The sequence below is a fragment of the Streptomyces sp. NPDC043896 genome, from assembly GCF_056435605.1.
In genome coordinates this window covers 242149-256263 of the sequence record NZ_JBWKEE010000008.1, presented here as the reverse complement: position 1 = coordinate 256263, position 14115 = coordinate 242149, and the positions used below count along the sequence as shown (strand labels likewise).

Genomic DNA, 14115 nt, shown 5'->3' with positions numbered 1-14115 from the left:
AGTTACAGGGCGATGTAGGCGCCACGCCACGTCAGGGCGAGGCGGGACTCGGAGGAGTAGCCGCGGGCCGTCCACCAGACCTCGGTGGAGCCGGGAGGGATCTGGAAGGCGTCGAGACGCGAGGCCGCCGACAGGGCCACGGTGGTAACGCCGTTGCGCAGCACCCACCGAGTACTGGGCCGGGTCTCGATGTCGATCCGCTCGCCGGAGGACAGCGACACGGCGAGCTCCAGGACCGCGCCGGTCTTCGGCATGTAGATCCGCGGGTTGATGACCGGGCCCGTGATCCGGATCGACGGCCACGCCGGCATCCCTCCGTCGTTGCGGAGCATGCCTCGCCGCTCATCCGGCACGGACGTGCCGGTGTTCAGCGGCGCCACCAGCGGGGCCACCAAGCCGCCCAGCCCACGCGAGGACAGCGACAGCGTCAGCGACGAGGCCGCGTCCTCGTAGAACCGGGGATCCGTCGCCGCGAACTCGATGTCCAACGGTACCCATCCGAACGCGGCCTTTTCCCAAGACGGCTCCAGGCGGCGCAGCCGGCCGAACAGCACACGGGTCGGGCTGCCCGGCCACTTCAGGCGCAAGGGCATCGTCGCCCCCGGGGCAGTCCGTACGGACGGGGCGTCCGCTGCCTCTTGGAGATCAGCGAGGATCTGCCGGGCAGCCGCCGGGTCGCCTGGGGTCTTGATGGCGCAGTCGATGCGCACCTTCCGGGCGTCGTACCAGTCGGCGCCCGCCCACACCCCATCGCCGCCGGGCCGGGCCGGGAGGTCCCCGCGCACGGGGGCACGACCGAGTCCTTCGACCTCGGCGATCGGGATCTGAGTGCCGTGGCCAAGGACGATGCCGCCCAGCTCGATCTGGAAGTCCTTCAGGACGTTCACCGCAGACCACCCCGCCGAGCGCGGCGCAGCTGGTACGCCACCGACGCCGCGATGTCGGCGGCGGTCGCCGCGGACCGGGACACGTTGATGGTCTGCGTCCCGATCGCCGGGGCCTGCTGCACGACCACGAGCTGCGGCCGGCCAGCGCCCGCGTCCACGAGGCGGCGAGGAACCAGCCCGTACCCGAACCGGCCGGCGGTCTCCGCGAGAACAGCCGTCGCCCGGCCGCGCTTCGACGCCGCGTGCGGGATGAACGATTCCGCGACCGTCTGGGACTCGGCGAACTTGATCAAGCCCTTCCCGGACCCGCGGAAGATGCCCGGCTCCCAGATCCCGCCGTTCTCGTAGGTCAGACCACGATTCGCCTTCGCCAGGTCGTTGAGGAACCGCTCGCCGCGCGCGCCCGTCGCCCGCAGCTGCCCAGCAGCGAGGTTGGCCACCTCGATCAGCCGGTCCTCACCGATCCCCGTGCTGTCCGCGACATCGTGGATTCCACGACCCGCGCCGAGCGCCCCGATGAGCTTCACCAGGTCGCCCAGCTGCTCCCCGTCCAGGGACTTGCCCGCAGCCTCGGCGGCCGCGTTCGCCTTCTCCGCCTTGCCCCGGTCCCGCACCGCCTCCTTGGCGAGGGCCTCTGCGCTCGCGTCGTTCTGCTTCGCCAGACGCTCGGCGAGCGCACCGAAGCCGTTCGTCGCCAGCTGCGCCAGGGCGCTCTGGAACGCCGCGTTGTCCTTGACCGCGTTCTGGAGCTGCGCCGTGTAGTCGGCCAGGCTCGCGCGGGCCGTCGCCGACAGCTTCGTCAGCTGGTCCGCCATGTCCTGCACGTAGCGGGCGGACCCGGTGGCCATCTTCTTCGTCAGCTCGACGCCGTCATCGCCCATGTCCTCCAGGGCCTTGGCCACCTCGGTGCCAGCCCGCTGCGCCACGTTGGTCAGGTTGGAGCGCCAGGCCTGCGCCGTGGAGACGGACTTCCGCAGGTTCGACTCGAAGGCGCCGAGGTCGAAGACCTCCTTGTCGCCCTTCTTCTTCTGCGACTTTGACACGACGTCGCTGATGGAGAACACGGACCCGCCGAGCGGCTGGTACGACCAGTCGGACAGCCCACCGTTCGCGTTGTAGCTGACCTCGCCCCCGAAGCGCCGTGCCACCTGGTCGAGAATCGCCTTCGACCGGGCCCGCTTGCTGGAGGCGAACGGGATGTATGCCTCTCCCTGCGTCTCGTCTTCCGCCCACACCCGCCACTCGCCGCCCTTCGCGATCTGCGCGACGTGGTTCTCCCGAATGCCACCCGAGGCATAGGCGACGATCGCGCCGTCCGCGTGGAACACAGGACCGTCCGCCCACGGCCCCGGTCCGCGCTCGGTGGAGGTCCGCCAGATGTCGTTGTGGATGGTGGTGATCGTCACCGTGCGCCCGTAGATCGAGTTGATGGCGCCCTGGATCGTGGCGGTGCCGCTGAGCGCGGCGCCCGTGGGCACCGTCACCGACACGTTCTTGCTGCCGGGCACCGCCTCGATGGTGAAGCCGAGGTTCAGTAGCTCCTGCCGGGCCGCCTCGGTGGGCGCGCTCACCGTGACGGACTTGCCGCCCGGCACACCCGAGACCGCCGACCTGACCGACTCCAGGCTCGCTATGGTCGCGGCAACCTCCGCCGAGACCGCCACGTGCTTCGCCCCGGGGGTCTGACTGATCTTCGCGATCAACGCGTCCAGATCCATGCGCGCTACGTCCGTGGGCGCGCTGACCTGCACCGTCCGGTCCTTCAGATCAGTGATCTTGAATCCGAGCTTCTCCAGCTCAGCACGCGCCTCGTTCGACAGGGTGGAGATGGTGACGCTCTTCTTGTCCGGCGTGGCCTTCAGCGCCTGCTGGACCGCCAGCAGCTCGGCGACCGACGCATCCATGCCGGCCGTCTGAAGGAGGATGCTCACCTTCTCGGGGACCAAGCCCGCCTTGTCGGCCAGGTTCGCGGCCTGCTCGGCGGTCAGCCCGAACCCCTGCGCTGTGGAGATCGCCGACTCCCGCGCGGTCGCCATCTGCTTCTGCGCCGCCTGAAGGGCCTCCGGCACGGACTTCCCGTTGGCCTGCGCGAACTGGTAGGCGGCGAGAGCCGCATCAGCACTGTTCGTGGACAGACCCTGAAGGAGGTCGTACAGCTTCTGGCCGTTGCGGGTGACGGTGGACAGCGACCCATCCATGTTTAGCAGCACGTTGCCGTAGCCCTGCGCGTGATCCACGCCGTCCTTCAACGCCTCGGAGGCGTCCGAGACGCTGCGGTTCAGCCGGGCTTCGGCCGCAGACAGGTTCACCGAACCACCGGCGAGGATGTTCAGCGCGTCGTGCAGGGCCCGGGCACGCGAGTCTGCGTCCGCGGTGGTGTCCGACAGGCGCCGCATCGCGTCCGAGAACTTCCCGAACGGGCCCACCGAGTCGGCCGCCGACTTCGCCCCGGCCGCCTGCGCGTCCGCGAGGTTCTTGGCGTCCTTCACACCCTGCGACATCTCGCCCTTGACCGACCCCAGCGCCCGCGCCGCCTGGTCGTACGTCTGGCCAAGCTCGGTGAACTGCCACTTCCCGACACGCCCCTGCGTGACGAACTCACGGTTCGCCGCAGCCGTCTCGCGCAGACGGTTCTGAAGGGCGTCCAGACCGCCGTCCTGCCCGAGGTAGGCGTCCGTGAGCTGCCGGGCCGAGACACCGGCCTTCTCCATGACATCGACGAGCCGCGCCTTGCCGTCCAAGGCCTTGGCCTCCATCACCGCCTGCGCGGCGACGGAGCGCACGTTGCTGTCGATGGCTCCGTTGGACTCGCGCAGCGCCTGAGCCAGGCTGCTGATCCTCGACCTGTGCTCGGCTGCCGCCTGCGCGGCCCTTTGCTGATGGGAGGCAAGCATCGACAGACCGACGCCGGCCGCCGCGATGGCCACACCCCACGGCCCGCCCAGCGCGCCCATGAGCCCGCGGGCCGCGCCGCCGAGCCCGACGCCGATCGACCGCGCGAGGCCCTGAGCCGGGCCTTCGGCCGCACGGAACGCCGCGCTCATCTGCCCGAGGACCGGCACACGGGTCTGCAGGACGGCCAGGTGCTGCCCGATGCGGCTGACGGACTGGCCCTGCCGCTCGGCGAGCGCCGCCTGCACACGCATCTGGTCGCCCCACGACCGGTAGGCGCCGACGACCGGCCCGGACACCGTGCCGGCCAGGCGGCTCATGACCGGGGCGACCCGGTTGGCCATCAGCATGGCGATGATCGCGGTCTGCACCGGCCCAGGGAGGGAAGCGAAGGCCTGCACCAGCCAGGCCACGCCCTGCCCGATCGGGCCCAGCAACTCGGACAGCCCGGACGCCCCGGCGCTGGCCAGGTTCAACGCGGTGGTGACGATGTCCAGAGCGGTCGCCCCGGCCCCGGCTTCGCCGGTGACCTTCGCCAGCGCCTCTGCGACGGGCGACAGGCCTTCGCCCAGGTTCTCGAGGATGTCCAGCCCGGCACGGCCGGCATTGATGACCACGTTGATCGCGGACGCGAGCCCATCGAAGGCGAGGTCCTTCAGCGGACCTCCCAGACCACCGGCCGCATCCCGGATCGCGTCGAAGCCCCCGGCGATGGCCGCCGACGCCGACGGCTTCGCCAGCGTGTACAGGTCGTGCAGGTAGTCCAGCCCGCCGGCCAGCCTGGGCGTGGCCGCACCGAGCCCGGCCGTGAGCAGCCGGGTGACCTTCTCCAAACCCGGCGCGGCGGAGGTGTACAGGACCTGGCCCGTGGTCTTCCACTGGCTCTTCAGCTGCGTGACCGCACCGGCAAGCCCCTTGGTCTGCGAGGCGGCGATCTCACCCGCGGCACCGGTACGGCCGATCGCGGTCCGCATCTGGTCGAACGCCTCGGTGCCCTGGTGCGCCAGCGCCAGCGCGCCCTGAAGGGCCGGCTTGCCGACGACCTTCGACATCGCCGCCGCGAAGTCCTTCTTACTGAGCCGGTGCCCCGCCTTCTCGAACCCCTCGACGACCTCGCGAAGACCCTTGAAATTGCCCTGAGCGTCCCAGGCCTCGATGCCCAGCTCGGCCAGGCCCTCCCTCATCCGCTTCGTCGGGGCCGCGAGGTTGGTGAAGATGCCCCGCAGAGACGTTCCTGCCTTGGAGCCGAGGATGCCCGAGCGGGCAAGCATCGCGACGGCCGTCGCAGTGTCCTCGATGGACACACCGAGCTGAGCCGCGACCGGCCCCGTGTAGGACATCGCGTAGTAGATGTCCTTCAGACCACCCGACGCCGCGTTCGCACCGGATGCCAGGACGTCGGCCGCGCGCCCCGCGAAGTTCGAGCTCAGCCCGAACTGGTCCATTATGTCGCCGAGATACTTCGCGGCATCCGCAGCGGACAGGTTGTCGGCGGCCGCCAGCTGCATCGCGGCGCGCCCGTTCGCGATCGAAGAGGTGGCCGTTTGGCCGGCCTTGGCCAGCTCCAGCATCGCGTCCGCCGCCTTCGCGGCCGACGTGCCGGGGATCGTGAGGTCGGAGCCGAGCTCGCGGGCCTTGGCCGCGGCCATCACCATCTCCTGGCCGGACGCCCCGGTGACCGCACCCCACTTCTGGATGGCCCGCTGGTACTCGTTGCCCTCCTTGGCTATCTCCGCGAGCCCGGAGACGATGCCGCCACCGACGACGAGACTCCGAAGGTGATGGGCTTCCTGCCTGGCGCCGAGCAGCCCCCTCCGCAGCTGACGCATCGACGCGTCACCGTCCGCACCGACCTGCCGCAGGCCCCGGCGCGCAGCGTCGGAGTCGGCTGCAAGACCGCGCAGCCCGGAAGCACCGGAGCCGACGCGGCCGAGGGTGCGGTGGACCGCGTCGACATCACGGCCGAGAGAGCGGAGGGCGCCGGAGGCCCCTCGGATGCTGGAGAGCAGGTTCGCGGCGTCAGCGCGCATCTGCACGCTGAGCGTGTAGCTCGACACCCGTCCGGTGCCCTTACTCCCCGCGCTCCTTCAGTTGCGCCCCTACCGCCCACACAGCACGCGTCGGCCAGAGCCCGCATGCTGTTGATGCTCAGCGTACGGGCGTCAGCATGCGGCCTGCTGCTCCTCCCAGACCTCACCGGGACCAGACTGATCAGGTCGCCTTGGCCGTCGAAGCCCTCGGTTGTGTCTATTGCTCAGTGGCGACAAACCAGCACGTCACAGTGTAAATGTGGCCTCACTCTGCGATCGCGGCCAAGGACTTCGCGTCGGCCAGCATCGCGCACGCGGCAAGTGCGAGGACGGAGGCAAGAGGGTGGCGGCGGCCCTTCGCGCGTCGCGGATCGGGCACCGTCGCGAGCTGGTCCGGCAGGTGCGGGTGGTCTCCGGGATTGGGAGGCCGGGCGGCAGCAAGCTGGCCGAGGCCGGTGGGGATGGGCCAGGATGATTAGACAGGCACCGTCTTCCGGCGTGGTGATCCGGGGCTCGACATTCATGATCACCCGGAGGCGCTGCCTGCCTCCGATGCCGCCCGATCCGTGAACGTCGCAGCGACAGCTGCCTGAATCGGCCTCAAGACGGACACTTCGCCGGAAACAACGTTGCCCTGGGCCCAGACGAGTTGAAGGGCTCCGTTTGCGGCCGCGTTCTTACTGGTTATCGGTGTGTCTTCTTGATCTGGAGTTACGCCGAAAGATCCAGAGCCCTTTAGCAACCGCTGGCAGGGCAGCTCGCTCGGCAGTCTTCCGGGCGCCACGGGCCTGCGCAGGGTCCAGGGTCGACCGGATGGTCTTCAGGGATAGAACGATGGCACCAGTCGCACACAACTTTGGTGCGCGCGCCGACTGCCTGGAGAGTCTTGGCTGCCTCTTGTGCAACTTCAAGCCAATTCGGTTGTGTGACCGCAACCGGTGTGCTGTCAGTCAAGAGTTTACTTCTCCACAGGCTCAGGCCGGTGATCTTCTGGACTGTTCGAACCACGTCCACCTTCCGATCACCGACGTCTTCTAGGACGGCGTGGAATCCCGGTTCCTCCATGGAATCCTCCTTAGAGTGGCTGACTGTTTGAAACTCATCTGAATGTTAGCAGAGGGGGCCCCATCTTGGTGGGGCCCCCTCTTGTTAGCCGCGTTTGATCGCTAGCGCGGTCCTCCCGTTTGGTTGTACGAGCCACCGAATCGAATTGTGGATCCGTCTCTCAATACAATCCTGGATGACCTCTGCGGAGACCCCATCGTCTGAAGCTTATCCATAAGTTGCATATCTGGTCGGCTTGCGTAAGGGAATGTGGGGTGAGTGTGGTAAATTAGCATTCGATCTGGGCTTAGAGGTCCTACGGGTACGGCATGATCTCCGCCGGAGTAAAGGAAATATTGGCCTCCCCCGCCATTTTGCTTCTGGCCATATTGGTAAACGAGCGCCCATTCTTTATTGGTGGCGTTCGTGAGTGCCGCCATCTCGGCCGGAGAGACGCGTCCCGATACGGCCATGCCGTTACCGCCAGGGTGGCCAAGCAGTCCGCGTGTCAGGTATGGGACTTGCTTTACTTCAGCGGCAACTCCGATGCTGCCCCTCATGGCTTGCGAGGCGCCGAATGCTTCCGGGGCTATCGGACCCAAGGGTAGTGCGGCAACAGCCCCGCCCCCGGCATATCCCATATCGAATGCCGCAGATCCCGCATCGACGCCGTACTCGGCAACTGCCTCCTTACGGACGGCGTCGCCTGCACATTCTACTTCGCCAAACAACTTAAGCCCTTGGCAGGCGAAGGTTAGGCCATCTGCAATTCCTGCCAGGAATCCGGCGGCGAGGTCTCTGTCGTTGCCCATGGGCTGGTTTACCCATGTGCTTGTGCATGAGGCGCGGTTGCAAACGGTCTTCGTGTGGCCCTGGGGTTTGCCGCTCTTCGACCCCTTCGTGTTCCTGGTTCCGCTGTTGGTGCCTTTTCCTGATCCGCCGTTGGCGCCTGTGGCCGTTAGCCAGACTCTATTCGAGTACGACCTGTCCCCGCGGTTGCTGTTGACGTGTTGGGTCCTAGCGAGGTGAGCGCCGCCGTCAGTTCGGTATGTGATTTCGTGGGTATTGTTGGAAGTGATGGTGCCCTTCGAGCCGCAGTTGTAGAGGGTGCCGCATTCTTCACTGCGCAGGCCGCTCGGGTCTGTGTTCATCACGGGATTGCCTGCGGAGTAGGCGTACCCGTTCATCTGGAGTGGGTCTGTGATGTCGATGATGGGGTCGACGGAGATGAAACGGCCGGTGGTCGCCTCGTACTCTCGGGCACCAATGTGGGTGAGCGCGGTACTGGTGTCGTCGATCCCGGTGCCGAGGAAGCCGCGGCTGCCGGCCCAGTTGCCGGGCTGGGTGCCGCGGGGATTTCCGTAGGGGTCCGACTTGCGGCGGGATACCGCCTGACCGGCGCTCTGGTCCACGGAGGTGGTGGCGGTGCCGTGGTGGTCGGCGAGCTGGACGGTGAGCTGGTGGTTGTCGGCCTTGCCGCTGGTGCGGCGGACGGTGGTGGCGCCGGGGCCGCTGTAGTAGCGGACGGCGTCGATGGCCTGGCCAGCCTTGTTGACGGTGATCTCGGCTTCGCCGAGGTAGAGGGTGCGGGAGTTGCCGGTCTCCTCGATGAGGCGGTTGCCGCCGGCGTCGTAGACGTACGTGGTGGTGTTGTCGAAGGTGAACTGCTGGGGTCCGGTGGAGTTGCAGGACCACAGTTGGAGGTCGCCGCCGTCGGCGGCGTTGTTGGGGACATCGACGCACTGGTTGGTCGCCGGGTTGTTCAGCGACTTGTCGCCGGCGCGGTAGACGAACTTCTGCTTGTCGCTGCCGTCACAGGTGGCCAGGACCAGCTTGCTGCCGCTGGTGGTGAGGCACTTGTCCAGGGCCCGGACCGTGTTGCCGGTCAGGCGCCACTGCTGCGCCTTGGTCTCGTTGCAGGGGTAGATCTGTGCCGGGGTGCCGTCAGCGGTTCCGCCGCTTTCGACGTCGATGCACTTGCCGGAGGCGCCGATGACGGACACGGCTCCGATGCCGGGGCTGGTGGCGGAGGTGAGCTTGTTGCGGCGGTCCCAGTTGAGGGTTTGGGTGTCGCCGTCGATGCGCCGGCTCTTGGTGTTGCCGGGGGCGTCGTACTCGTAGGTGGACAGCGAGGTGACCGTCGAGCCGGGGTTGCGGGTGGTCTTCTCGGCCTTGGACAGGGCGTGTGGCTGGGTTTTGACCGGCGGCTGGGCGCCGCCGGCCAGCGTTACGCCGTAGGTGTAGGTGGTCTCGTCGTCCAGCGCCCCGTTGGTCAGGTCGCGGTTGATCAGCTTAGTCCGGTTACCGATGGCGTCGAACTGGTATTCCTGCCAGAAGCCGTCACCGTCGGGACCAGGTGTGACGTCCGCCAGGCTGGGGCCGGTGCAGGCCGCCGTCTTGCCGGTCCAGGCCTTGGTGAGCTGGCCCATCGGGTCGTACGCGTAGCACTGGCGGTCCTCCCGGCCGCCGGGCTGGGAGTCGGTGATTGAGGTGATGTTCCCGGCCGGGTCGTACGCGTAGGAGATGTCGCTGACGCGGTTTGGGCCGCCGGTCTCCCGGTCGGTGATCTGGTTGGTGACCTGCCCGGTGTTCTGGTTGTAGAGGGTCGTCGTCCACACCCGGTTCGGCGCGTTACCGGTCGCGGTGCGTAGGACTTCGCCGAAGGGGCTGTATTTGATGTCGGCGGTATACCAGTTGAGGCCGGACATACTCTGGGGCATGCCGTCGGCGTTGTAGCGGGTGACCAGCTTTTCCGCGGCCAGGCCACCTGGTGTGGCCGGGAGGGTGGTCGACTGGACCTTGCCTGTCGGCGTGTGAGTGGTGTTGTAGGCGTAGGTGCCAGCCAGGCCCTTGGTCGCGGGGACGTTCGGGATCGTGATCTTCGAGCCGGTGGGGCGGTACTCGGCGTCGTAGCCGGTGACCTCGCTGGTGTACGCCACACCGCCCTCGTAGCGCGTGGACGCGACGGGCCGGCCCTTACCACCTGGAAGGGTGTCGAAGGTGAAGGACGCGACGAGCGGCCCGTTGGGGCCGTCGTCACGCAGCTCGGTCGTGCGGCCGAGGACGTCGTACGTCGTGTACTGGGTACGGCCGCTAGAGTCCTTCGCCCAGATTTGCTGGTCGAGGTTGTTGAACCCGAACGTGGAAGTTCCCATGTCGGGGTCGCTGGCGCTGGTCTTGTGGCCCCGGGCGTCGTAGCTATAGGTCCACTGGTTCCCGGCGGGGTCGATGACCTTGGTCAGGTTGCCGGGGGCGTCGTAGGAGTAGGTGGTCTTGTTGAAGGTCGTGAGGTCGGTGGCGGTGTAGTGCCGCACCTCGGTTGTGCGGTTGAGAGCGTCGGTCCAGGTCTCTCCGGCACGGCTGCCCTTGAGGGCAGTGGTGCCGTCGGGAGAGAGCCCGGTCCGGCTGCGGGTCCAGTCGCCTCCGTACTCGGTCGTGGCCGAGTATTGGGGTACGTCCGAGTGGAGAGTTGTGGTGCGGATGGTGCGGCCGAGACCGTCGTAGGCCGTCTCGGTGGAGCTCGGGACTTGGAAGACACTTTCCGGGACGAAGATCTTCTTCGCGGGTGTGCCCTCGGCGTAGTAGGCGCTGTTGGTGCGGCGTGCTGTGCCGTTGGCGCTGTACAGCGTGTCTGTGATCAGTCGGCCTCCGCCCAGGGCCTTGGCCTGGGTCTGGCGAGGCCGCAGCAGGCCGTCGTAGAGGGTGACGGTCTGCGTGTAGGTGCCGTCGTCCTGCAGCATGCTGCTGGTGACCGCTGGAGCCTCGTGTTCGGAGATCTGGTAGCCGAAGGTGACGGCTGCCTTGTCCGTGCCAGGCTTCTGGGAGGGTGTCCAGACTGCTGTGGAGCGTCCGAGGCTGTCGTAGCTGGTTGTGACCTTGCGCCCGTTGGCGTCGGTGGCTTCCAGCAGGCTGCCGCGGGCTGGGTCGACGGTGGTCGTCGAGGTGTGTCCGATGGCGTTGGTCTTCGTCACGGTGAACGCGGGACCGGCTGCCGGCGCAAAGGCGGTGGAGGACGCGTTGCCAGCGGCGTCGTAGGTCTTCACAGCGCGGCCGAGGGCGTCGTACTCGCTGCGGGTGCTGGTGATCCAGCCGGTCCCTGCCCCGTCGAGGGTGTCGGCCTGGAAGACCAACCCCTTGGTCGGCGTGGTTCCGAAGGAGTTCAGAGCGTCGTATGAGGTGCGGGAGTCTGCGAGGACGGTGCCGGTCGCGCTCTGTCCGCAGTCCCCTTGGGTTGTACGGACCCTGTGCGGCAGACCGATCAGGTACTGGCCGGGGTTGTGGACGTAGCTGGTGGTTGTGCACTTCTGCTCAACACTGGCCCATCCGGCTCCGCTGTTCGCCAGGGCTTCGGTCTGCGTGGTGAGAAGCAAGCCGTAGGTGGTGTCGTAGGTGTTGCGGGTCCGGACCATGCGGGACTTGCCGGCGCTGACGTTGGTGATCTCGTCCGTGCGCGTGACATCGCCTCGGAACGCCTCCAGCGGGGCGGTCCCATCCCGTGGGCGGCTTGCCGTCTTCTGACTCGAGGGCCAGGTCAGTACGCGGGAGACGACACTGCCGCCTGCCTTGGTATAGGTGATGCTCTCGGCAGCGTTGCCCTGGTACTGACGCAGGTCTTCGCCGAGGTCTTCGGTGTTGGTGGAGTCCCTGAGCGTGATCTTGGGGCGGCCGGCGTCACCGGACATGCCGCGGAAGTAGCGGGTGCGGGTCTGGGACTGCTCGGTCGCGTCGCTCTTGCCCGCGTTGGCGGTGACGCCCTTGCTCACGACGACGCTGGCGTAGCCGCGCCATTCGTTGTAGGTGCGCAGTTCGGGCTTGGTGAACTCGTCGGTGTCCTTGGCCCAGGCAGCGTCCCCCTCGTAGGTGTAGTTGGTGGTGACGTCGGGCTGGCGGGCGACACGGTCCTTCTCGGTGACCTTGTCGACGACGTATTTGTTGAACCACTCCAGCTGGGGCTTCTCCAGTTCACTGTCCGGAGACCAGTGGACGGGGAAGCAGCGGGTGGTGTTCTCCTCAGGCTTCGGATGTGCTCCGCCGACGGGGCAGGGCGAGGAGTAGTCGACGGAGATCTCGCCGCCCGTCTCGGTGCGGATGGTCTCCACGCGCAGGCGGTCGAAGTCGGGCGTCGCGTCGGTGGCGCTGGTCGCGACGCGGTTGGGCATGTCCTGGACATTGGGCAGGAAGGAGACGGGCGGAAGCGCGATGCTCTCCTGGTTACCCGCTGCGTCCTTGGTGGTGCCGAAACCGGTGCGGGTGATCGACTCCAGCCACAGCGGCGGGTGGGTGTCCGTGCGCTGTCTCGGGAACGACTGCGCGAGCGTCCACCGGTCCACCAGGGACAGTGCGGTGGAGCCCGCAGTGCGCTGGGCGTAGGTGGTGACAGCGGTCAGCCGCTTGCGCGTCCAGAAGGACGGCGCGCCGCTGTAGCAGTCCTTGGCGTCTGCCTTGCAGTGGAGGGTGGCTGGGGTGTCCCACCAGGGCTGCTTGGCACCGTAGTTGTTGCCCTCGAACTCAGCGTCCGAGCACTGGGTGATGCCTTCCTTGATGCAGCGTTCGGCGGCGGTGAACTCGACCTTGCCGGCCGGGGCGCCAGAGAGGTTGTCACTGCGTAGCCCGTAGGTGATCTGAGTCGGGTACCCGGCGCGGGTGTAGGAAACCGGTTCCTTGTACTTGCCGTTCTTGGCGTAGCGGTTGGTCTCCTTGGCCCAGTCGATGATCATGGCGTTGCCGTGGACGTCCTCAACGTAGTCGAGGTTCCACCGCCACCCTTGATTGCACGACGAGGCCGCGAAGGAGGTCTGGTGGCAGGGTTCTCCGGGGTGGTTGCCAAAGACCGGTGCCGTGAGGACCGAGTTGGTGACAGGTCGGCTGCCTGCGCCGTCGAGGTCGTGGCGGCCGAAGAAGTAGCGGGTGCCGTCCCGGGTGGTGACGACCCAGTACTCACCGTCCTTCGCCCCGTTGGCGATACCGGCGTCCGTCTTGCGTTCGACGCGGGAGCCGTCGTCCGATGCCGGGACCCAGGCACCGGTGGTGGCGTCGTGGACCAGTTCGGTGGTGGAGCCGCCCAGGGACATGACGACGTTGTCGCCGACCCAGCACAGGTCGCTCTTCTTCTTGTCCGTGCTGTTGTCGTTGTTTGGCTTGGCCGGGCTGGCCTTGAGGTCGTCCGAGCAGGAGCGGTAGCGGCGCTCAATGAAGCCGGGCTCATAGCCCCAGCCGTCGCCGATCCAGGAGGCCTGACCGTTGGCCACGGAGGTCTTGCCGTCGACCGCCTGCGACGAGTACCCGAAGGCGACCGTCGGCGTGGGCCCGGCGGGCGCGGCAGGAACAGTGAGGGGGTACGACCAGGAGAAGCCGCCACTGCTGCCGCCCGCCGACCAGGAACCCGAAGGGGACAGTGACGTTGCCTTGTAGGTTCCGCCCGCACCAGCGGCGCCGTCGGATGCAGCCAGGACGGTGGGCCCGCCGCTGCCGCCCGCCATGGTGCGCATGCCTTGACTGGGAGCGGTGGCCGGGTCGATGGTTGCGCGCACCGTGCCTGTGGCGGGGTCGTTGACGCTGGGAACGTCCTGGGCGATGGAGCATTCAGGCAGGTCCGGGGTGGACAGGAAACACTCGGGGAGCTGCTTCAGCTCCAGGCGGGTGGCCCACTCGGTGCCGTAGAGGTCCTTGAACTTCTTGTAGTCCAGCTGGACGTCTACTGGCGTGGAGCCCTCTGCCGGCGGCGTTACCTTGATGAGCGCGCCGTCGACCCTGGCGGCTTCCGTGGCAGCACGCGTTTCGACTGATACCGCCCAGGTGCCCGACGGCGCCGGCGGGGTCGGGTTCTCGGCGGTCGGTGAAGCCTTGCCGATACTCACCGGCAGGGCGCCGGCCTGGACCAGCTGGTCGCCGGACAGCGCCACGCTCGCCGTTCCGCCAGCTGGAGGTGTGACCTTGGACGGCTCGTACTCGGCAGGCGGCTGGATCGGCGCGCCGGCCCAGCCTTCGAGCTTGCCGGCCTCGACCTTGTCCAGCTTGGCTTTGATGTCCTGCTGGAGACCGGGCAGCTGGACACCACTGCGGTCGCCCGGTGATGCCGCCCAGGCCTGCAAGGGCAGGAGAGATGCAACCAGCGCCACCGAGACGGTGACGCCGGCCTGCCCGGCGAGACGCGCGCGTCTGCGACGCGCTCTCTTGTTTCCGGGCAGGCGGAAATGATGCGCCGAGAACGGCGACATGTAGACCCCCCACGATCTGCCCACGGTGAAGACACACGTGTGGCA

5 protein-coding genes are annotated in these 14115 nt (G+C 67.7%); all 5 read right to left on the bottom strand.

The features are described from left to right. Nucleotides 1–2 precede the first annotated feature (2 nt). Complete coding sequence (locus tag AC069X_RS14580; protein WP_478728583.1) at nucleotides 3–887, bottom strand: phage tail family protein; 885 nt, start codon at nucleotides 885–887, stop codon at nucleotides 3–5. Further along, on the bottom strand, nucleotides 884–5836 hold the full coding sequence (locus tag AC069X_RS14575) for a phage tail tape measure protein (protein WP_478728581.1): 4953 nt from the start codon (nucleotides 5834–5836) through the stop codon (nucleotides 884–886). The genes AC069X_RS14580 and AC069X_RS14575 overlap by 4 nt, the downstream gene beginning before the upstream one ends. Nucleotides 5837–6074: 238 nt before the next feature. Then, nucleotides 6075–6188 carry a transposase family protein gene (locus AC069X_RS14570; protein ID WP_478728579.1) on the bottom strand — a complete coding sequence of 38 codons (114 nt, stop codon included), beginning with the start codon at nucleotides 6186–6188 and terminating at the stop codon, nucleotides 6075–6077. 356 nt (nucleotides 6189–6544) lie between these two features. Next, the gene (locus AC069X_RS14565; protein WP_478728577.1) at nucleotides 6545–6874 is read right to left on the bottom strand and encodes a ribosomal protein L7/L12; all 330 of its coding nucleotides are present in this window, start codon (nucleotides 6872–6874) and stop codon (nucleotides 6545–6547) included. Between the two features lie 101 nt (nucleotides 6875–6975). Further along, the gene (locus tag AC069X_RS14560; RefSeq protein ID WP_478728575.1) at nucleotides 6976–14070 is read right to left on the bottom strand and encodes a ricin-type beta-trefoil lectin domain protein; all 7095 of its coding nucleotides are present in this window, start codon (nucleotides 14068–14070) and stop codon (nucleotides 6976–6978) included. Nucleotides 14071–14115 lie beyond the last annotated feature (45 nt).